This is a genomic window from Paraburkholderia sp. Ac-20347, from assembly GCF_017104805.1.
Lineage (GTDB): Bacteria > Pseudomonadota > Gammaproteobacteria > Burkholderiales > Burkholderiaceae > Paraburkholderia > Paraburkholderia tropica.
In genome coordinates, this window is record NZ_JAAGPN010000053.1 from 1 (window position 1) to 18648 (window position 18648).

The 18648-nt window shown below is 63.3% G+C and carries 20 protein-coding genes and 1 pseudogene; 8 read left to right on the top strand and 13 right to left on the bottom strand.

The window, feature by feature from the left end; genetic code table 11:
- Window positions 1–443 precede the first annotated feature (443 nt).
- Together G3N97_RS13050 and G3N97_RS13055 are read left to right on the top strand one after the other, a co-directional pair.
- The gene (locus tag G3N97_RS13050) at window positions 444–1697 is read left to right on the top strand and encodes an acyl-CoA dehydrogenase family protein (protein ID WP_205993584.1); all 1254 of its coding nucleotides are present in this window, start codon (window positions 444–446) and stop codon (window positions 1695–1697) included.
- A 134-nt stretch (window positions 1698–1831) separates the two neighbouring features.
- Window positions 1832–2749: a TauD/TfdA family dioxygenase gene (locus tag G3N97_RS13055; protein ID WP_205993585.1), complete on the top strand. Its 918-nt coding sequence runs from the start codon at window positions 1832–1834 to the stop codon at window positions 2747–2749.
- Between the two features lie 15 nt (window positions 2750–2764).
- Here the strand turns inward: G3N97_RS13055 and G3N97_RS13060 are convergent, their stop codons facing one another.
- The gene (locus G3N97_RS13060) at window positions 2765–3589 is read right to left on the bottom strand and encodes a helix-turn-helix transcriptional regulator (protein ID WP_205993586.1); all 825 of its coding nucleotides are present in this window, start codon (window positions 3587–3589) and stop codon (window positions 2765–2767) included.
- A gap of 158 nt (window positions 3590–3747) precedes the next feature.
- On the opposite strand from G3N97_RS13060, the gene G3N97_RS13065 reads away from it, so the two are divergent.
- A complete protein-coding gene (locus tag G3N97_RS13065; RefSeq protein WP_205993587.1) occupies window positions 3748–4707 on the top strand; it encodes a zinc-binding alcohol dehydrogenase family protein in 960 nt (319 codons plus the stop codon).
- 9 nt (window positions 4708–4716) lie between these two features.
- Here the strand turns inward: G3N97_RS13065 and G3N97_RS13070 are convergent, their stop codons facing one another.
- Together G3N97_RS13070 and G3N97_RS13075 are read right to left on the bottom strand one after the other, a co-directional pair.
- A complete protein-coding gene (locus tag G3N97_RS13070; protein WP_205993588.1) occupies window positions 4717–5736 on the bottom strand; it encodes a sulfate ABC transporter substrate-binding protein in 1020 nt (339 codons plus the stop codon).
- A 178-nt stretch (window positions 5737–5914) separates the two neighbouring features.
- On the bottom strand, window positions 5915–6754 hold the full coding sequence (locus G3N97_RS13075; protein ID WP_205993589.1) for a PhnD/SsuA/transferrin family substrate-binding protein: 840 nt from the start codon (window positions 6752–6754) through the stop codon (window positions 5915–5917).
- Window positions 6755–6890: 136 nt separating this feature from the next.
- On the opposite strand from G3N97_RS13075, the gene G3N97_RS13080 reads away from it, so the two are divergent.
- From G3N97_RS13080 to G3N97_RS13095, 4 genes are all read left to right on the top strand, one after another.
- On the top strand, window positions 6891–7703 hold the full coding sequence (locus tag G3N97_RS13080) for an ABC transporter substrate-binding protein (RefSeq protein ID WP_205993590.1): 813 nt from the start codon (window positions 6891–6893) through the stop codon (window positions 7701–7703).
- A complete protein-coding gene (locus G3N97_RS13085) occupies window positions 7703–8455 on the top strand; it encodes an amino acid ABC transporter permease (protein ID WP_205993591.1) in 753 nt (250 codons plus the stop codon). The genes G3N97_RS13080 and G3N97_RS13085 overlap by 1 nt, the downstream gene beginning before the upstream one ends.
- Entirely contained in the window at window positions 8455–9174 is a 720-nt protein-coding gene (locus G3N97_RS13090; protein ID WP_205993620.1) for an amino acid ABC transporter permease, read from the top strand. Before G3N97_RS13085 ends, G3N97_RS13090 begins: the two co-directional genes overlap by 1 nt.
- 96 nt (window positions 9175–9270) lie before the next feature.
- Entirely contained in the window at window positions 9271–9723 is a 453-nt protein-coding gene (locus G3N97_RS13095; protein ID WP_346778065.1) for a phosphate-starvation-inducible PsiE family protein, read from the top strand.
- Window positions 9724–9810: 87 nt separating this feature from the next.
- Here the strand turns inward: G3N97_RS13095 and G3N97_RS13100 are convergent, their stop codons facing one another.
- The 9 genes and pseudogenes from G3N97_RS13100 to soxC all read right to left on the bottom strand — a co-directional run bounded on the left by G3N97_RS13100 (window position 9811) and on the right by soxC (window position 17162).
- Entirely contained in the window at window positions 9811–10155 is a 345-nt protein-coding gene (locus tag G3N97_RS13100) for a hypothetical protein (protein WP_205993625.1), read from the bottom strand.
- 45 nt (window positions 10156–10200) lie between these two features.
- Window positions 10201–10616 (bottom strand): annotated as a pseudogene (locus tag G3N97_RS13105) (ATP-binding cassette domain-containing protein); the annotation flags it as partial.
- On the bottom strand, window positions 10613–11428 hold the full coding sequence (locus G3N97_RS13110; RefSeq protein WP_205993593.1) for an ABC transporter permease: 816 nt from the start codon (window positions 11426–11428) through the stop codon (window positions 10613–10615). The gene G3N97_RS13110 and the pseudogene G3N97_RS13105, both read right to left, overlap by 4 nt.
- Window positions 11429–11459: 31 nt before the next feature.
- Window positions 11460–12443, bottom strand: a complete 984-nt coding sequence (locus tag G3N97_RS13115) for an ABC transporter substrate-binding protein (RefSeq protein WP_205993594.1) — start codon at window positions 12441–12443, stop codon at window positions 11460–11462.
- 64 nt (window positions 12444–12507) lie between these two features.
- Entirely contained in the window at window positions 12508–13281 is a 774-nt protein-coding gene (locus G3N97_RS13120; RefSeq protein WP_205993595.1) for an aspartate/glutamate racemase family protein, read from the bottom strand.
- A gap of 326 nt (window positions 13282–13607) precedes the next feature.
- A complete protein-coding gene (locus G3N97_RS13125) occupies window positions 13608–14384 on the bottom strand; it encodes an SDR family NAD(P)-dependent oxidoreductase (RefSeq protein WP_205993622.1) in 777 nt (258 codons plus the stop codon).
- A 124-nt stretch (window positions 14385–14508) separates the two neighbouring features.
- On the bottom strand, window positions 14509–15072 hold the full coding sequence (gene ahpC / locus G3N97_RS13130; RefSeq protein WP_205993596.1) for an alkyl hydroperoxide reductase subunit C: 564 nt from the start codon (window positions 15070–15072) through the stop codon (window positions 14509–14511).
- Window positions 15073–15295: 223 nt separating this feature from the next.
- Complete coding sequence (locus G3N97_RS13135) at window positions 15296–15856, bottom strand: cytochrome c (protein WP_205993597.1); 561 nt, start codon at window positions 15854–15856, stop codon at window positions 15296–15298.
- A complete protein-coding gene (gene soxC, locus G3N97_RS13140; protein ID WP_205993598.1) occupies window positions 15849–17162 on the bottom strand; it encodes a sulfite dehydrogenase in 1314 nt (437 codons plus the stop codon). Before soxC ends, G3N97_RS13135 begins: the two co-directional genes overlap by 8 nt.
- 396 nt (window positions 17163–17558) lie before the next feature.
- Here soxC and G3N97_RS13145 point away from each other — a divergent pair, with 396 nt between their 5' ends.
- Window positions 17559–18074 (top strand): GNAT family N-acetyltransferase, encoded by a 516-nt coding sequence (locus G3N97_RS13145; protein WP_205993599.1) that lies wholly within the window; start codon window positions 17559–17561, stop codon window positions 18072–18074.
- 41 nt (window positions 18075–18115) lie between these two features.
- Here G3N97_RS13145 and G3N97_RS13150 read toward each other — a convergent pair whose 3' ends face one another.
- The gene (locus tag G3N97_RS13150; protein ID WP_205993600.1) at window positions 18116–18421 is read right to left on the bottom strand and encodes a hypothetical protein; all 306 of its coding nucleotides are present in this window, start codon (window positions 18419–18421) and stop codon (window positions 18116–18118) included.
- Window positions 18422–18648: the final 227 nt, after the last annotated feature.

The following is an 18648-nucleotide window of genomic DNA, read 5'->3' on the forward strand; positions in this document are numbered from 1 at the left end:
TCGCAGCGCCTGGAATTGCTCCTGGGGCGGCGCGCCGCTGCGGTCGTAGTCGTCGGCGAGATTGGCGAACACGCGGCCGAGCAGCGCCGCGCGCTCGATCAGCGCGGCGTGGGTGGCGCGTGTTGCCTCGTCGGCGGCGGAATCGAGCGCGGCGGGCGGAGTGGGGGCGTTCATATGCTTAGCCATCCTTGCTGATACTGAAGCGAACGATTATCGGCAGCGGCCGCGCGCACGGTCAAAGAACGATTCGTGCGAACGGTGCGTGGCGCGCGCTGATTTGCTTTTTCAGTTTTTGTTTTTCTTTTCACGCCGATGCCGCCGCAGCACGCAAATCGGCGCACAAAGCAGAGATGCGCATAACAAAAGTCCAATAACGTGGTTCGTCGCGCGCGCCGCGCTTCTTATACTGATTCGCCCGATACCGCGCATCACGAGGATGGCCGATGTCCGCACTTCAGTCGATTTCCCCCGAGTTTCCGCCGGAATTCGTTTCCGGACGTCACGATGCGCTCACGCTCGATGCAGCGCTGGCCGCGTTGCCCGAGCTTGCCGAGGCGATCGGCGTCGATGCCGCCGCGCGCGAGGCGCGGCGCGAATTGCCGTTCGCGGGCTTCGAGCAGTTCCGCCGCTCCGCGCTCGGACGGCTGCGCCTGCCGGTCGAATGGGGCGGGCTGGGCGGCACGCTGGTCGACGAATTCGACGTGATCGCCACGCTCGCCGCCGCGGACAGCCATATCGCGCACGCGCTGCGTCTGCATTACGACCAGACCGAGGTGCTGCTGCTGTCGCCACGTACGCCGTTCAACGACGTGCAGATTCGCCGCGTGATCGACGGCGCGATTTTCGGCGGCGCATCGACGGAGGCCACGACCTCGCGTCCCGGTGAAATTCAGACCGCGCTGCGCCGCGAAGGCGAGCATTACCGGCTCGACGGCCGCAAATTTTATTCGACGGGCACGGCTTTCGCGGATTACGCGCGCCTGAACGTGCAGGACGACGAGGGCCGCGCGGTGATCGCCGTCGTGCCCGTGAAGCGCGACGGCTTCAGCGTGCTCGACGACTGGGACGGCATGGGTCAGCGCATGACCGCGAGCGGCAGCCTCGTATTCGACGATCTGATCGTCTACGCCGACGAAGTGGCCGCGCGCGATCTGACCACGCTGGTCGGGCGTCACACGGGCGCGCTGCGCCAGCTGCATCTGGTGGCGGTGGCCGCGGGCATCGTGCGCAACGTGGTGAGCGATGCGCGCCGCTATGTGCGCGATCACGGCCGTCCCGCGCTGCACAGCCCCGCGCCGAGTGCGCGCGAGGACGCGTTTATCCAGCAGATCGTCGGCACCTTGTCGGCGCACAGCCATGCGATCGACGCGCTCGTGCGCGAGAACGCGCGCGTGCTGGAGCGCTCGTCCCAGGCAATCCGGAATGGCGATGCCGACGCCGAATCGCTCGTGCTCGAAGGCGCGCTCGCGACCGCGCGCACGCAACTGGTGGTGAGCAAGCTCGCGCTCGAAGCGGGCGAGCGGATGTTCGAGGCGGGCGGTGCGTCGGCGACGTCGCGCGCGCATAACTTCGACCGCCACTGGCGCAATCTGCGCACGATCTTCAGCCACAATCCGCTGCTGCACAAGGCGCGCGTGCTCGGCGACTACGTGCTCAACGACGTCACCACGCATCTCACCGAAGGACGCGTGTTCTGAATCCGCACGCATATCTGCGCAAACAGCGCCTTAATGACTCGAACGGATATGCGTATGGGAATTGCTTGGTTGCCGCGCGGCGCGTGCGCACGTAGATTGGTCTTCTCGATTCCAGACAGGCTTTACGCGTGACCATGACCGCCGCTTCGACTACTGTTTCGACTACCGCTTCGTTCGTCGCCCAGCCGCCCGTCGCGGCGCAACGCTTCGAGATTCGTGCCTTCGATGCGCCGCTGGGCGCGGAAATCATCGGCCTCGATCTCGGCGCGCCGCTCGCCGACGACGACTTCGCGCGCATTCACCGCGCGCATCTCGATCATCATGTGCTGGTGTTTCGCGATCAGCGCATCACGCCCGCGCAACATGTGGAATTCAGCCGCCGCTTCGGGCCGCTGCAGCAACACGTGCTGCATCAGTTTGCGTTGACGGGACATCCGGACGTGCTGATCGTGTCGAATGTCGTCGAGAACGGCAAGCCGATCGGGCTCGGTGACGCCGGTCATTTCTGGCATTCCGATCTCTCATACAAGGAGAAGCCGAGTCTCGGCTCGCTGTTGCATGCGCAGGAATTGCCGTCCGAAGGCGGCGACACGTTGTTCGCCAACATGCATCTCGCGTGGGACAGCTTGCCCGCGCATTTGCGCACGGCCGTCGAAGGTCTGCGCGCGGAGCATACCTATCTCGCGCGCTATGCCGAGCTGCAGGCGCGCAGCCCGTGGCGGCCGAATCTTTCGGCGGAGCAGATCGCGCAGGTGAAGGCGGTCGTGCATCCGGTCGTGCGCACGCATCCGGAAACGGGCCGCAAGGCGCTGTTCGTGAGCGAGCACTTCACCACCCGCATCGTCGATCTCCCCGACGACGAAAGCCGCGCGCTGCTCGACGAACTGTTCGCGCATAGCGTGCGCGCCGAGCATGTGTATCGCCATGTGTGGCGCGAGCACGATCTGGTGTTCTGGGACAACCGCTCGCTCATGCATCTCGCGGCGGGCACGCCCGATCATCTGCGCCGCAAGCTTTATCGGACCACCATCGAAGGCGACGCGCCGTTCTGAGCGTGTGTTTTCAGTTTACGTGCCCTCGCGCGTTTCCAGATAGCGTCCCGGCGTGGTGTCGGTGGCGCGCTGAAACATTTCGATGAACGCGCTCACATTGCCGTAGCCGAGTTCCAGCGCCGTGGCCGTCACGCTGCGGCCTTCCGCGATGCGTTCGAGCGCGCGCAGCAAGCGCGCCTGGCGACGCCATTGCGCGAACGTCCAGCCGGTTTCGGCGACAAAACGTCGGCTCAGCGTGCGCGGCGCGAGCGCGCCCCACGCGGCCCACTCCTCCAGACTGCGTTCGTTGCCCGGATCGGCGGCGAGTGCGTCGGTAATGCGCGCGAGCCGTGCATCGACGGGACGCGGCAAGCCGAGCGGCTCGGCGGGCGCGGCGGCGATTTCATCGAGAATCATCTCGGCGATCCGCGTGCGTGCGGCGTCGAACGCAGCGTCGTCCCACGTCGCGGCGCGGCGCACCGCTTCGCGCAGCAACGGCGTGGCGCGGATCGCGCGCGGCGCGTCGGGCAATCCGGCGCAGCGCGCCTCCGTCACGAACACGCTCCAGCCCGAAAACGGCCCGTGCGAACGCACCGAATGCAGATGATGCGGCGGAATCCAGATCGCATGCACGGCGGGCACGACCCATTGCGCCCCATCTATACCCACAGACACGAGCCCGTTCAGTGCGCCCATCAACTGGCCGCGCGCGTGATGATGCGGCGCACGCGTGCGCGCCGTGCGCTGCGTGAGTTCGCCCGCGGCGAGAAAGGGACCGTGCGTCGCCAGGACGCGGTCGGGCCGGACGATGGGTTCGTGGTTCAGCGGCTGTATGAGTCGCTGTTCGGTGGGTTGGCGCATGCTGTTGCTCCGCGGCGATGGCTGGAATTCGGTATCGAATGGCTGTTATACCGGAGACGGGCCGATTCCGCACGACTAGACTGCCTGTAAGCGATCGATACCGCGCGCGATGACGCAAGCGCCGATCCCTTTTCTCCAGTCATGTTCAAGGAATTCAGATGAAAGCAGCCGTCATTCGCGGCGCGGGCACGCTGCCTGATTACGCCGATTTCGACGCGCCCGCCGCGCTGGCGGGCCATCGCGTGATCGACGTGCGCGCCTGCGCGTTGAGCCGCGTCGCCTATGCGAAGGCTTCGGGCCAGCATTATTCTTCGACGCAGCGTTTTCCGTTCGTGGCGGGGCTCGACGGTGCGGGCCGTCTCGACGATGGCCAGCGCGTCTACTTTTGCATGCCGCGCGCGCCGTATGGCGCGTTGGCGCAGCAATGCCTCGTGGCGGAATCGCTCTACACGCCGATCCCCGATACGCTCGACGACGTCGCCGCCGCGGCGCTCGCCATTCCCGGCATGTCGTCGTGGGCCGCGCTGGTCGAACGCGCGCGTTTCGTCGCGGGCGAGACCGTGCTCGTGAACGGCGCGACCGGCGTGTCCGGGCGGCTCGCGGTGCGTATCGCGAAGCATCTGGGCGCGGGCAAGATCATCGTGACGGGCCGCAATCCAGCGATGCTCGACGCGCTCTGCGAAGCGGGCGCGGATGTCTCGATTGCATTGAATGGCGAGCCGGATGCACTCGCCGCGCAGATCGCGCCGCATTTCGCAGCGGGCGTGGACGTGGTGCTCGATTATCTCTGGGGCGCGAGCGCGCAGGCGTTGCTGGTGACGGCTGCGCGAACCGCGCCGGAAGGACGCGCGTTGCGCTTCGTGCAGATCGGATCGGCGAGCGGCGGGGAGATTGCGTTGCCCGGCGCGGCGTTGCGTGCGGCGCCGATCACGTTGCTTGGCAGCGGCATCGGCAGTGTGACGATGCCGCGTTTGATGGAGTGTGTGCGCGCCGTGTTCGGCGCGGCGCAAGCGGCGGGACTGGCGGTCGAAACGCAGGCCGTGCCGCTCGCGCAGATCGCCCAACATTGGCGCGAGCCTGGCAGCGGCCCGCGCACGGTGTTCACGATCGAGGCCTGAAAAACAGGCTTATTTGCGATCCGCGAACAGCTGGTCGAAGGTGCCGCCATCGGCGAAATGCGTGGCCTGCGCCTTCTGCCAGCTACCGAACACCTGCTCGACCGTGAAGGTCTTGATCGGCTTGAATTCGTCGGCGTGTTTGGCGAGCACGGTCTTGTCGCGCGGACGCAGATGATGTTGCGCGATGATTTCCTGCGCGGCGGGCGAGTACAGATACTCCAGATACGCCGTCGCTTCCTTGCGCGTGCCGCGCTTGTCCACGACCTTGTCGACCACCGTCACGGGCGGCTCGGCCAGCAGGCTCACCGACGGATAGACCGCCTCGAAATCCTTCGCGCCCACGCCCGTATCGATCAGCGAAACTTCGTTTTCGAAGGTCACGAGCACGTCGCCGATACCGCGCTGCGTGAACGTGGTCGTCGCGCCGCGACCGCCTGCGTCGAGCACCGGCACGTTCTTGAGCAGCGCGCGTTCGAAGTCGAGCGCCTGCGCATCGCTCGCGCCTTGCAGCTTGCGATAACCCCACGCCGCCAGATACGCATAACGGCCATTGCCCGAGGTCTTCGGGTTCGCGATCACGACCTGCACGCCGGGCTTCGCGAGATCGTCCCAGTCCTTGATGTGCTTCGGATTGCCCTTGCGCACGAGAAACACCATCGTCGTGGTGTAAGGCGCGCTGGCGTCGGGCAGACGCGTGCGCCAGTTCTTGGGCACGATCTGGCCGCGTTCGGCGAGCAGGTCGATGTCGTTGGGCTGGTTCATCGTCACGACGTCGGCCTGCAGGCCTTGCAGCACGGAAAGCGCCTGTGCGCTCGATGCGCCGTGCGACTGCTTGATCGTGATGGTTTCGCCGGTCTTCTGCTTGTAGTCGGCGATAAAGCTCGCGTTGATGTCTTTGTAGAGTTCGCGCGTGACGTCGTACGAGACGTTGAGCAGCGACGTGTCTGCGTAGGCGAGCGTGGCGGCGAATGCCGAACTGACGACGATGCCCACGCCGAGCCAGCGCGCGGCGCGTTTGAGTGATGCCATGCGAATCCCCGAATGATTGTGATTGGGCGCGGCGCCGGGAGCGATTCGTGTGCGAATGCCGCTTGAGCGCCGGGTGGCCAGCGTTCCATTCTATCGGCAGGTTGTAAGGTGCTTATATCGATCCGTGCTTTGCTTTGCATCGAAACTGCTAAAGCGCTTTTCAGCACGATGCGCGCGTTTAAACGAGTTCGGCGTAACCGTTTGCGCGTGCTTCGTCGGCGAACTGCTCGATGACGGCGTAATCGGCTCGATCGAGACGAGAAAAGCCCTGTAAACGCAGGGTTTTCGCGCGCAGCGCATCGAGCGTGCAGGCGTGGTCGAGCGCATCGCGCAGCAAGGCGGCGTGCGCGACGGGCAGCGTGCGCGAGGCGATGAACGGCAGGCCAGGCGCCGCCGCCGTCATGCCGATCTCGCGTAATGTTTCGAGCATCTCGGGCCGTGCGTCGCGCACATAAGCGAGCGTGACGCAGTCGATGGACGCGACATCCGCTTCGTTCGCGGCGAGCGCGCGCAGCGCATTCCAATGCGAGCCGACGAACGACACCGAGGCAAAGAAACGCTCGCCGCGCACGGACTTCGGAACCGTGGTCGCCACCGCATGACGGAACGCATTCATGCCGCTATGCGAGTCGGTGCTGTTGCAGACCGCGCGCAAACCGCGGCACGCAGCGAGCGACGTCGCGCCGTTCGCATACGCTTGCGCCGACACGAGCAGCACGCTGCGATACCACGCGCCTTCGCAACCGGGCGCGTTGAACACCGGCGTCGCGAGCAAATGCACCTGCCGGTCGAGCCCGAGCATGCGATACGGAAAGCCGCAGGTTTGCGACATCAGCAGGTCGGGGCTGCGCCATAGCGCGAACAGATCGCCGAGCGGTTCGTCGAGCAACGCGATGCGCTCGCGCACGCCAGCGCGGCGCGCGAATTCGCCGAGCGCATCGCGCAGGAAGGCGCGCCATAGCATGCCGTGCTGCGGCGTGACGTTGTACATCGGCAGGGCGGCGATCCCGTGCGTCATCGTGTCAATCCTGCGTCAATTCTGCTAATGCCACGAGCATATAACGATTCGCGAATCCGTTATTGGAACGCGGCGCGTGCGCTTTTTATACTCGCCTTTCATTCTGTATTCGCACCACACCACACGGGAAAAAACAATGAAGAAGACATGGCTCGCCGCTGGACTCGTCGCATTCACGGCTCTGACTTCCGGTCTCGCGCACGCAGATCGTCTCGACGACATCAAGAAGGCCGGCGTGCTGCGCGTGGCCACCTTCGACAGCAATCCGCCGTTCGGTTTCGTCGATCCGGCCACGAATCATATTGTCGGTCTCGACGTGGATTATGCGCGCGCCATCGCCGACAAACTGGGCGTGAAGCTCGAATTGCAGCCGACCAATCCCGCCAACCGCGTGCCGTTCCTCGTTTCGCACAAGGTCGATCTCGTGCTCGCGAACTTCACGATTACCGACGAGCGCGCGAAGCAGGTCGATTTCAGCATTCCGTATTTCTCGTCGGGCCAGCAGTTTCTCGCGAAGAAGGGCGTGCTGAAATCGCCGGATCAGATTTCGAGCCTGCGCATTGGCGTGGACAAGGGCACGACGAACGAAATCACGGTGCGCGAGAAATATCCGCAAGCCACGCTCGTCGCGTATGACGATACGCCGTTCGCGTTCGCCGCGCTGCGTACCGGCAACGTGCAGGCGATCACGCAGGATGGCCCGAAACTCGTCGGCCTGCTCGCCAACGTGCCCGATAAACAGAATTACGAAATCCCGCCGTTCACGATTTCGAACGACTATATGGGCGTGGGCATTCCGAAGGGCGAGCCGCGTCTGACGTCGTTCGTCAACGACACGCTGCGCGGTCTCGAAGCCAACGGCACCGCGCTGACGATTTATAACCGCTGGTTCGGCCCGACGACGAAGACGCCGCTCGCGCGCACCTTCAAGATCGGCGACAAGGTCTGATGCATTCGTATCTGGCTGCATTGCAGGCCGATCTCCCGCTCGCGCCGAAGTATCTGCTGTGGCTCTGGCAGGGCTTTGGCGTGACGCTGGGCGTGACGCTGTGCGCCGCGCTCGCATCGACCGCGCTCGGCGTGCTGATCGCGCTCGCGCGGCAAGCGCGCGTCGCGGTGTTGCGTCGCGCGGGTCATGCTTATGTGACGGCGTTTCGTAATTCGCCGCTGCTCGTGCAATTGCTGTTCTGGTATTTCGGCGCGGCCACGTTGCTGCCGGATGCGTGGATGCAATGGCTCAATACGCCGCACGTATTGGCGACGCCGCTGGTCGCGCTGCGCTGGCCGTCGTTCGAATTCGTGGCGGCGTGGCTCGGGCTCACGTGTTATACGGCCGCGTTTATCGCGGGCGAAGTGGAGGCGGGCATTGCGGGCGTGGCGCTCGCGCAGCGTCAGGCTGCAGCAGCGCTCGGATTGACGCCGTGGCAATCGTTTCGTTATGTCGTGCTGCCACAGGCGATTCGCATCGCGTTGCCGCCGCTTTTCGGGCAATACATGAATCTGGTAAAGAATTCCTCGCTGGCGATGGCGATTGGTCTCGCTGAATTGTCGTACGCGTCGCGTCAGGTGGAGACGGAAACGTTTCAGACCTTCGCGGCATTCGGCATTGCGACGCTGCTTTATATTGGCGCGATTGCGCTGCTCGAAGCGGTGCTGCATTGGCGGCAATACGCACGCTCGGCCACGCGGGGAGCACGCTGATGATGCCGTGGCACGTTTTCACGGCGAATCTGCCGTATCTGCTCGTCGGCGCTTTTCCCGACGGCCCGCTTGGCGGCGCGGCGCTCACGCTCGTGCTGGCGATCACGTCCGCGCTGGCTTCTGCGTTGCTGGGCCTCGCGCTCGGCATTGCGCTGGCGCTCGCATCCGGCCCGCTGCGCGCGCTGCTGCTGCTCGTGATCGGCTTCTTCCGCGCGATTCCCGTGCTGATGCTGATTTTCTGGACGTTTTTCCTGCTGCCGGTGATTTTTCACATCGACGTGCCGGGTCTCGCGGCCGTGGTCTGCGCGCTCTCGCTGATCGGCGGCGCGTATCTCGCGCATTCGGTGCATGCGGGCATCGTGGCAGTGGGCGACGCGCAATGGCAGGCGGGACAGTCGCTTGGCTTTTCGCGTTTCGCGGCGCTGCGCTATGTGGTGCTGCCACAGGCTTTGCGCATCATGGCGCCTTCGTTCGTGAATCAATGGGTGTCGCTCGTGAAAGACACGTCGCTTGCCTATATCGTGGGCGTGGGCGAACTGTCGTTCGTCGCCACTCAGATAAATAATCGGCTGATGATTTATCCGATTCCGATTTTCCTGTTTGTCGCCGCGTTGTATCTCGTGATGTGCACGGCGCTCGACCGCGTGGCGATGTCCTTGCTCGTCCGCACGCGGCGCGTGAAAGCACGCGCGTTCGAAACGGCGGCCGCCGCGCCCTGAGCGGCGCGGTTTGAAAATCTCTCTCGCCGATTTTTAAAATCCCGACATATCGCGCTACTATCCTTCAACCGTGTTTATTTTGGAGGATCGGTAAAAGTGAAGTACGAAAACGCCTTGCAGAGTGCGATTAAAGGGCGGCTCGAGCGCGCGATGGAACTGGCCGAGCTGTTTGGCCTGTTCATTATCGGCATTGGCACCGTGGCGGCGATGGTGCACCTGATCTGGCGGATGGTGAATTCCGATGGCGTCACCCTCACCGATCTGCTGCTGATGTTCCTGTACCTCGAGGTGTTCGCGATGGTCGGGCAATATCTGAAGGCGGGGCAATTGCCGGTGCGTTTCCCGCTGTATATCGCCATGGTATCGATTGCACGAGACCTGATTCTGCGTGCGGGCGCGAATTCGGAAATCCATTTGCTGGCTTCCTCGGGCGCGATCGTGCTGATCGCCGTGGGGGTTCTGCTGATTCGCTTTGGTCAGGCGAAATACCCGAGCAGCACCGACGACAACAGCAAGAAGCACGAGTCGAAGAAAGCCGAAAGCGTTTGATGCGCTTTTATCGGTAGTCGGGCACCGGGCGCCGAATCGCCCGGTGCGGCAATTCGGCGCAGCTCGCGAGATCCGCGTGCAATTCCCTCAAGCGAGCGCAGTTACGCCCGCCTCTTTCGTCTCTCCGGTTGCATCGCCTGCACGCTCGCAGACCTCGTTTAACGACGCGCGCAAGGCGCGTCTCAGCGCGACCCAATCGGCGTCGTCCGGATCGAGCGTGCCTCGCGGACGCGGCAGATCGACCGGCACGATGCGATGAATGCGGCCCGGATGCGGCGCGAGCACGACGATACGATCCGCGAGTGCAATGGCTTCGTCGATATCGTGCGTCACGAATACGATGGTCGTTTTCGCGTCGAGCCAGAGATCGGCGAGAAAGCGCTGCATCGATGTGCGCGTGAACGTATCGAGCGCGCCGAACGGTTCGTCCATCAAGAGCAGATCGGGTTGAGTCGCAAGCGATCGCGCGATTGCCAGCCGCTGTTGCATGCCGCCGGAAAGCTGGGCGGGCCAGCTTCGCGCATACGCCCCGAGGCCCACACGATCGAGCAACGGCGTGCGCGTTCGCGGCGCGTATTGCGAGGCACGCCGGCCAGCTTGAGACCGAATGCGACGTTGTCTTCGACGCTCAGCCACTCGAACGCGCTATAGGATTGAAACACCATGCCGCGCTTCGGCGCTGCGTGCGAGAAGCCAACAGTGCCGCGATCCTGCACGCTCAATCCCGCCAGAATGCGCAGCAGTGTGGACTTGCCGCAGCCCGATGGTCCGAGCAGCACGAGAAATTCGCCCTGGGCGACGTCGAGCGTGAGGTTCTCTAGAACCGCGCGAGATGTATTGCCGTGTTGAAAGTGCTTCGAGAGCCCTTCGATACGGATGGCCGGGACGCTCATGATGCAGTTCCTTGTTCGCGATGCACGCGTCGATACGGAAAGAGCCAGCGACCGATCGCCGCCATCGCGAGATCGCTCGTGATGCCCACCACGCCGATCGAAAAGATACCGACAAAAATCGTCGATACATCGAGAAAGCGCGAGGCGCGCAAGATCTGGAAGCCGACGCCGCTATTGGCCGACACCAGTTCCGCCACGACGATATAGCTCCATGCCCATCCGAGCACCACGCGCAGGTCCGACCAGATCAACGGCCGTGCCGCCGGCCAGATTACGCGGGTGACGAGTTGCAGGCGCGAAGCACCGAGCAGTTGCGCGGTGTCGATCAGCTCGGCGCGTACGCTGAGCGTGCTGTTCATCACGAGCAGGGCAAGGTGGAAGAACGTGCCGAGCCAGACGACCGCGAACTTCTGCGCGTCGTCCACGCCGAGCCACAGCACGAGCAAGGGCACGAACGCGGTCGCGGGCATGTAGCGGATAAAGCCCAGCAGCGGCTCGAAGGCGGCGCGCGCCATTTCCCACGCACCCATCGCGACGCCCAGCGGCACCGCGAGCAACGCGGCGATGCCGAAGCCCACGATCACGCGATACAGGCTCGCGAAGAGGTCATCGGCGAACTGTTCGTGCGCGTAGAACCGCCAGGCGGTGCTCAGCACACTGGCGGGCGAGGGCAGAAACATCGGATCGATGAAGCCCGTGCTGCTCGCGGCGAGCCACGCCGCGAGCAGCAGGACGAACACGATGGCGCTTGCCGCGCCGCGCGCGACACGAGGTGTGTTCTGGCGGACGGCGAATAGATTCAGGGAAGCCATACGTTAAGCCTTTCGATGCCACACGCGCCGGTCAGTGCTGCGCGGTCGCGGCTTCGAACGGCTGCGTGTTCAGGAGCACGGTGGGATTCTGGTCGCTCTTGAGCAGGCCCGCATCGCGATAGAACGTGACGCCGCGCGCGACCACTTTGCGAATACCCTGTTGGTCGAGCAGATAGTGACGGTTGGCGTCGGGCGACGCGAAGTGGATGACTTCGAGTTCGCGCTTGAGTTCGTCGACCGAAATACCGAGCGCCTTGGCGATCACGCCGTCGGCTTCCTCTTCGTGTGCGTGCCAATACGCGTACGCGTCGTTATACCCTTCGATGAAACCCGTCACGTCCTTGGGCCGATTCTTGATGACATCCGAGCGCAAGGCCAGCGTGTCGGCGATCAGGCCCGGCTTGCTGCGCGTATCGACGAGAATATGGCCGCCCGGGCGCTTGTCGGCCTTGGAGAGCCAAGGCTGCCACGTAGCGGCGACGTCGACCTTGCCGGCCACGAAGGCTGCGCCCGCGTCGGCGCCTTTCATGCTCAGCAACTTGACGTCCTTGAGCGGAATCTTGTTGTCGGCGAGCACGTTGAGCAGAAAGAAGTAGCCGGGCGAGCCTTCTTCCACGGCGATGGTCTTGCCGCGTAGTTGCGACGGTTGCGTGATTTGCGCCGTGCTGATGATGCCCTCGCCGCCGGCCGAGAAACTGATGCCCAGCACCTGTTGAAGTTGCAGCTTGGCCGCGTCGTAAAAGATGAAGGTGTCGACCGTCGTGACCCAGCCGTCGAGACGCTTGCCTGCAATGGCGGCGGCCGTCGAAGCCTTGTCTTCGGTGTTGACGATCCGCACGTCGGTGCCATGGGCCTTGAAAAAGCCCTTTTCCTGAGCGAGATAGAGTAGGCCATAACCCGCGTAGGTGTTCAGTCCGATGGAAAGCGGTGCAGGCGTTTCGGCGTGTGCGCCGAATGAAAGACCAATCAGGCTCGTCGTAACGAGTGCGCGGGCAAGCAGGGATTTGAGTTTCATCGTGGATTAATCGCGTGTGAGAAGACAACGTGGCACAACTTTATATAATGTTGCGTTTTAATAGTCAGGATGCCGTACGAATTGATTCAAGCAGGCGACCGAAGCCGGACACAGGATCGGCGATACCTGTGCGCCGCAAGAGATCCCAGGCGAGCGCCTGATTGCTGGCGATCACCGGCTTGCCGATGCGCGCTTCGATTGCCGATAGCACGGACGAAACGCGCAACGCCGTGCAAGAAATAAACACGCCGTCGACGTCGGTTTCGCCGAGCGCGCCAGCCGCTTCGAGAATGGCTTGCGGCGCGACGCGGCAGATCGTCGGGTCGTGGGTCTGGCGAAACGTGCCGCACACGGGAACCTGGACGCCGTGCGCTTCCAGCGCGCGCCGGATCGATTCGCTGACGGCATCCGGGTAGGGCGTCAGCAACGCCACGCGCTTCAAGCCAAGGGCGGCGAAGGCCGCGAGCGCCGCGGAAAACGGGTCGACGGTGACGATGCCGGGGCGTACCGCATGAATCGCGGCCGCGACGCGCTCCGCACCGATGGCGATCGTGCCTGACGTGCAGCCGAAAGCAATCGCGTCCAGCCGTTCTTCGGGCAGCAGCAGTCGCGCTGCCGCGGGAATACCCGCTTCGAGTCGGGCGAGGCCGTCCACCGTGAGGTCGCCGTCGATGGCGATGCGGCTCGCAAACACGCCGACGCCCTCGACCGGCATCATGCGCGCGAGTTCTCGTTCGATCACCACGTCGCTCGCGAGTGTGATGAGGCCAATCGATGCGCGAGCGATGGGGCCGTCGTCGGAGATGACGCGCATGCTGCGCCAGTCGGAAAGAGTCATGTCGAAAAAGCGTGGAAGGAGTCGGACTCGTGCGACTTTGTGCAGATCATCGGCTGCAACGTCGCTGAGTGATACCTGAGAAAACTTAACGTCCCACGGTTTTCATGCCTAATGATTAATTGTTCAATCGTTATCGCAGATGGCGACTTTCATGAAATATCTTTGAAAATCAATAGTCCGGATATCAGGAGGCGTGACGAAGACACTTCGGTAAATTTCGATAGATGAGAAAAATTTGAATGTGGGCGTTGGCGCACCAGGGCCGGGCACGAAGAAGGGAATGCGGCGGGGCGGTGCTCGGGGCGAGAGTCGCTGGTGACGGCATGTCAGAACGGCTCACGCCATGGACGCAGATCCAGTTCCTGTGTCCACGCGCTGCGACTCTGGGTGTGCAAATGCCAGTAACTGTCGGCGATGGCGTCGATCTGCAGCAGTCCGTCCGGGCCCGCATCGTCGACGCGTTGGGGCGCTGCGCTGCGCAGTCGGTCGCCGTCGATACCTCCGTCGATCACGACGTGCGCGACATGGACGCCGCGCGGCCCGAATTCGCGCGCGAGGCTCTGGGATAGCGAGCGCAAGCCGGCCTTGGCGGCCGCGAAGGCGGCAAAAGGTGGACGTCCGCGTAGCGAAGCCGTCGCACCCGTGAAAATGAGGCTGCCAGCACCGGAAGGGGCGCTGGTTGCGTCGGCGGCATCGAGCAGAAGCGGCAAGGCCGCTCGCGCAAAGATGAAACCGCCAAGCACATTGGTGCGCCATGCGGCTTCGAACTGGCCAACTTCGAGTTCGAGCGCAGGCGCGCGCACCGCATTGCCTGCATTGAAAATAGCGCTGCGCAGCGTGCCGTATTCACGCAGCTGCGCGGCGACCTGCGCGATATCCTGTTCGTCCGTGACGTCGCCGGGCGCGGAGATGGCGCGACCGCCCTGCGCGCGGATATCGGCGGCGATGGCTTCGACGCGCTCAGCCGTGCGTCCGGTCAGGACCACCGTGAATGCTTCGCGTGCGAAGCGCCGGGCCAGCGCAGCACCGAGTCCGGCACTCGCGCCGACACCGGCAATCCACGCCAGCGGTGCGGAAGAGGAGGAGAGTTCGCTCATGTTGATTCACGCCGGTTGTCGCGCGCGATTGTTCAAATGAGCGAAGCGTCATAGGGCGATTTACGCGCGCAACCCATGCCATCGCATTCGGGCGATGGTGTCGACGCTCCCCAGGGAAGGCCAGGCGCCTTTAGATCTTGCCGACCAGATCGAGCGAGGGCGTCAGCGTTTGCGCGCCGGGTGTCCACTTCGCCGGGCACACTTCGCCCGGATGCGAAGCCACGTATTGCGCGGCCTGCACCTTGCGCAGCAGTTCTTTCGCGTCGCGGCCAATGCCGTTGTCATGCACTTCGTAGAGCTTGATCTTGCCTTCCGGATCGATCAGGAAGGTGCCGCGCAGTGCGAGACCTTCTTCCTCGATCAGCACGTCGAAATTGCGGGCGAGCGTGGCAGTCGGGTCGCCGACCAGCGGGTATTGCACCTTCGCAATGGTGTCCGAGGTATCGTGCCAGGCTTTGTGCGTGAAATGCGTATCGGTGGAGACGCCGTAGATTTCGACGCCGAGTTTCTGGAATTCCGCGTAGTGATCGGCGAGATCGCCCAATTCGGTCGGGCAGACGAAGGTGAAATCGGCCGGATAAAACACCACCACCGACCATTTACCTTTGAAGTTTTCGTCGCTGACAGGCACGAACTTGCCGCCGTGGTAGGCCGTGGATTTGAATGGCTTGACCTGCGTGTTGATGAGCGACATAGGATTTCCTTGAAGTGATCTTGCAGCGGATATCGGCCGCATGAATGTGTGCCTGATGCATGATCGGGCGCTAGCTGATATAGAGACTAGACGAGCGTGACGCCCGCAGGAAGCGATCTTTTTTTGTATGGAATCCGCGAATGCAGAAAAGCGATTCACCGCGGAATCGCTCGATTCATACGGGTTTTCGAGTCAGGTCGACGCGCGGCGTGCTGGTGAGCTTCTACAGCGTGCCGGGCCGCGGGTCGGGCACGAAACCATCGCGATTGGGCATGCGCACGGCGGCGAGCGAGTGCGCATCCAGACGGGCGTCATCGGGCACAATGCCGTTGCGGTTGAGGATCCATGCGCTCACCGCATACACCTCGTCTGCACTCAGCGATTGCGGCGCGTTATAGGGCATCGCGCGGCGGATATAGTCGAATAGCGTGGTCGCATAAGGCCAGTAACTGCCGACCGTACGCTTCGGGGCGGCGCTCCTGAGCGTGCCGCTGCCGCCCACCAGGGGATCGCCTATCAAGCCTTGACCCTGAGCGCCGTGACAGGCCGCGCATTTTTGTGCGAAGACCTGTGCGCCGGTCTGGACGTCGCCGCTGCCTGGCGGCAGCCCGCGCCCGTCCGGCGCAATGTCGATGTCCCAGGGCGCGATGGCCGATGCAGCCAGCGGTGTGCCGATTCCCCCAATGGTGGACGGCACGGCGGCGGTTTGCGTCGTCACGGCCGGCGTGCAGGCGCCCGTGACCAGCGCGGTCGCGGCGACGAGTGGCGTGAGCAGCTTACGCATTGGTGACGCTCCCGTCAGCGCCGACTCGCCAGGATTGAATGCCGTTGTAGTGGTAGTAAGAATTCAGGCCGCGTGCCGCGACGAGCGCTTCGCGCGTGGGCTGGACGTAGCCCGTGGAGTCGGTGGCCCGCGAGAGCAGCGTGGCCGGGCCGCCTTGCCATGTCCAGTCGAAGGTGAAGCGCGTGAGCGCGCGGTCCCGCACGGGCGCTTCCAGACGCGCGCTCTGCCAGTTGACGCCGCCATCGGTCGAGACTTCGACGCTGCGGATCGTCCCGCGTCCCGACCATGCCAGGCCGACGACGGGATAGTAGCCGTGCCGCGTCAGACGCTGTCCCGGCGACGGACGCGTGATGACCGATTTCGCATCCATTTCGAACGCGAACTGGCGAGCACGGCCATCGGGTAACAGCCCGGTGTATTTCGAGGTTTCCTCACGGGTTTCGAGCGGACCGTCCACTACCTTCAGGCGGCGCAGCCATTTCACGTGCGTGTTGCCTTCATAGCCGGGCACGATCAGCCGCAGCGGATAACCGTTTTCCGGACGCAGCCGCTCACCGTTTTGTGCATAGACCACCAGCGCCCGATCGAGGATGGCATCGAGTGGCAGTGATCGAGTCATCGCGGCGGCATCGGCGCCTTCAGCGAGTATCCAGCGCGGCGACGCGCCCGGCGCGACCGGAGTGCTGCCGCCGACCGCCTCGAGCAACGTCGAAAGCCGTACGCCGGTCCATTCGCAGCACGACAGCAAGCCGTGAGTCAGTTGCAGCGGCAGTCCGCTCGGTCCTTTCCATTCGCTGGCTGTGTTGCCCGAGCACTCCATGAAATGGATACGCGATTCCGAGGGCAGACGCAGCAGATCGTCCATCGTGAAGAGCTTCGGTTCCGTCACCCGTCCGTGAACGGCGAGGCGGTGCGCGTCCGGATCGATATCGGGCACGCCGCCGTGATGGCGCTCATACACGAGACCGTTGGGCGTCAGCGTTCCGTGCAGATCAGCCAGCGGCGTGAGCGAAGAAGCAGCACCGGGCATCGGCCACTGACGTGCCGCGCGACGCACCACATGCGACTCGAACGAAGACGGCAGCCCATAAGGGTGAGTCAGGATCGGCGCGCCCGGCGTGCGTGTCCACGGTGGTACGTCGAGCGGTTCGAGCAACTGTGCCGAAGGAGCGCTGGCCATCGCGACCCGGGCCTGTGAGACGGCCAGCGCCGAAATTGCAGCACTGCCCAGCAGGCGGCGTCTGCGAGCCGAGGCGGGTGAGCCGTCAGCGGAAGACGCAGGTTTGCGATCGGAAATAAGGCGCATGAGTCGTGTCCCGGCGAGGCCGCTATCGGCAAAGGGGGCAGTATATGAGTTGCGTGCGCGCCGACTAATAGCGTTTAAAACTACGTTTATATCTGAACGCGATTACGCCGAGACGGTGTAGCAGCTAAAACGACGCGGTCACGGACGGGGTTCATTCTGGCGTGCGGAAGTAAGCGGTTCGCGCGCGTGAGTTTCAACCGCGCGAGCATCGTACACCGCGTTGACGGGCCGCCTGTCGGCCCGACGCAGGCGCCGAATCGGCTGTCGACGCCCGAGCGCTTGCCCGTACGATATTGATCTGTTTGAATCTTCTTATTGCAGCAAATCTCATCTGAAATGATTCCTGCCGCCGATTGCAGTACGCCTTGTCGTTCGGTGTCCCTTGAGACAGAGCGCTTGCGGCTCACCGTTCCAACGCTCGATGACTTTGAAGCGCTGTATTTGATGTGGTCGGATGCCGATGTCGTTGCCCAGGTGCTAGACCGTCCGCTGACCGAGGAAGAAGTCTGGGCGCGTCTGCACCGGATAGTGGGGCACTGGGCGCTCCTGGGTTTCGGACACTGGGTCGTGCGTGAGCGGCACACTGGAGCATTCGTGGGTGAACTCGGGTTTTTCAGATTCAAGCGAAATCTCGGTGCGGAATTCGATAACACCCATGAAACAGGGTGGATGTTTACCCGAAAGTCGCAGGGACGAGGATATGCCACTGAAGCCGCGAAGGCGGCTTTGTTATGGCTTGAGCGGGAACATGACGGGATGGAAACGGTGTGCCTCATTCCTCCCGGCAACCGCGCGTCGCTTGGTTTGGCGGGAAAGCTCGCTTACGCCATAGAGCGCGAAGTCGTCTATCGAGAGAAAACAATGCTGATCCTGCGACGCGATTCCAGGCGGGTTCAACGCTCATTGGATTGACTGTCTTGGCGTCGCTCCCACCACTTCGAATGAGAACAGGGTTATTTAGCGCGTGCGATGATCCTTTTAATCACGAATATCACGACCATGAGCGCAAACGCTATCGCTGGGAGATCGAGGAGAAGGTACAGTTCCACCACCCCGCGGAACTCGCCTGGCGCCGTTGCATGAAACACCTCGTGCCACGGCTGGCTTTTCCGTTCAATGCCATAAACCACTCCGAACATCGCGGCCCGGGCTAACTGATAATTAATGAAACCTAGCCAGCCGAGCAGGAACAGCCCTCCAGAAACGGCTGTCGCCGTACCCGTTTCCTTGTTTATCCATTCTTTCCTTGAAGAAGACATCGCCTATCCCCGGTTCGATTTCTAATTTATGGTTGTTGAAATGGCGCGTTGTGGCTTTTCCCAAGGCATTCAATGCGCCAAAGCATCCGTGTACTGGTGCCATAGTACACGGACGCCTTGGCGCCGCGAACGATCTTTGGATTTTCGGGGCGTCGTGGCAAACGACTGCTTCTCGCCAAGACACGCCGACACATCGCGCGTGCAACAACTTCGTAAGCGTGGCCGGC

What these genes read in the sequence shown, in the direction of transcription:
- ahpC (WP_205993596.1), bottom strand. Translation starts at nt 15,072, where the DNA reads ATGTCGCTCATCAACACGCAGGTCAAGCCATTCAAATCCACGGCCTAC.
- G3N97_RS13065 (WP_205993587.1), top strand. Translation starts at nt 3,748, where the DNA reads ATGAAAGCAGCCGTCATTCGCGGCGCGGGCACGCTGCCTGATTACGCC.
- G3N97_RS13060 (WP_205993586.1), bottom strand. Translation starts at nt 3,589, where the DNA reads ATGCGCCAACCCACCGAACAGCGACTCATACAGCCGCTGAACCACGAA.
- G3N97_RS13070 (WP_205993588.1), bottom strand. Translation starts at nt 5,736, where the DNA reads ATGGCATCACTCAAACGCGCCGCGCGCTGGCTCGGCGTGGGCATCGTC.
- G3N97_RS13110 (WP_205993593.1), bottom strand. Translation starts at nt 11,428, where the DNA reads ATGGCTTCCCTGAATCTATTCGCCGTCCGCCAGAACACACCTCGTGTC.
- G3N97_RS13055 (WP_205993585.1), top strand. Translation starts at nt 1,832, where the DNA reads ATGACCGCCGCTTCGACTACTGTTTCGACTACCGCTTCGTTCGTCGCC.
- soxC (WP_205993598.1), bottom strand. Translation starts at nt 17,162, where the DNA reads ATGCGCCTTATTTCCGATCGCAAACCTGCGTCTTCCGCTGACGGCTCA.
- G3N97_RS13135 (WP_205993597.1), bottom strand. Translation starts at nt 15,856, where the DNA reads ATGCGTAAGCTGCTCACGCCACTCGTCGCCGCGACCGCGCTGGTCACG.
- G3N97_RS13085 (WP_205993591.1), top strand. Translation starts at nt 7,703, where the DNA reads ATGCATTCGTATCTGGCTGCATTGCAGGCCGATCTCCCGCTCGCGCCG.
- G3N97_RS13150 (WP_205993600.1), bottom strand. Translation starts at nt 18,421, where the DNA reads ATGTCTTCTTCAAGGAAAGAATGGATAAACAAGGAAACGGGTACGGCG.
- G3N97_RS13115 (WP_205993594.1), bottom strand. Translation starts at nt 12,443, where the DNA reads ATGAAACTCAAATCCCTGCTTGCCCGCGCACTCGTTACGACGAGCCTG.
- G3N97_RS13050 (WP_205993584.1), top strand. Translation starts at nt 444, where the DNA reads ATGTCCGCACTTCAGTCGATTTCCCCCGAGTTTCCGCCGGAATTCGTT.
- G3N97_RS13100 (WP_205993625.1), bottom strand. Translation starts at nt 10,155, where the DNA reads ATGGACGAACCGTTCGGCGCGCTCGATACGTTCACGCGCACATCGATG.
- G3N97_RS13075 (WP_205993589.1), bottom strand. Translation starts at nt 6,754, where the DNA reads ATGACGCACGGGATCGCCGCCCTGCCGATGTACAACGTCACGCCGCAG.
- G3N97_RS13090 (WP_205993620.1), top strand. Translation starts at nt 8,455, where the DNA reads ATGATGCCGTGGCACGTTTTCACGGCGAATCTGCCGTATCTGCTCGTC.
- G3N97_RS13080 (WP_205993590.1), top strand. Translation starts at nt 6,891, where the DNA reads ATGAAGAAGACATGGCTCGCCGCTGGACTCGTCGCATTCACGGCTCTG.
- G3N97_RS13120 (WP_205993595.1), bottom strand. Translation starts at nt 13,281, where the DNA reads ATGACTCTTTCCGACTGGCGCAGCATGCGCGTCATCTCCGACGACGGC.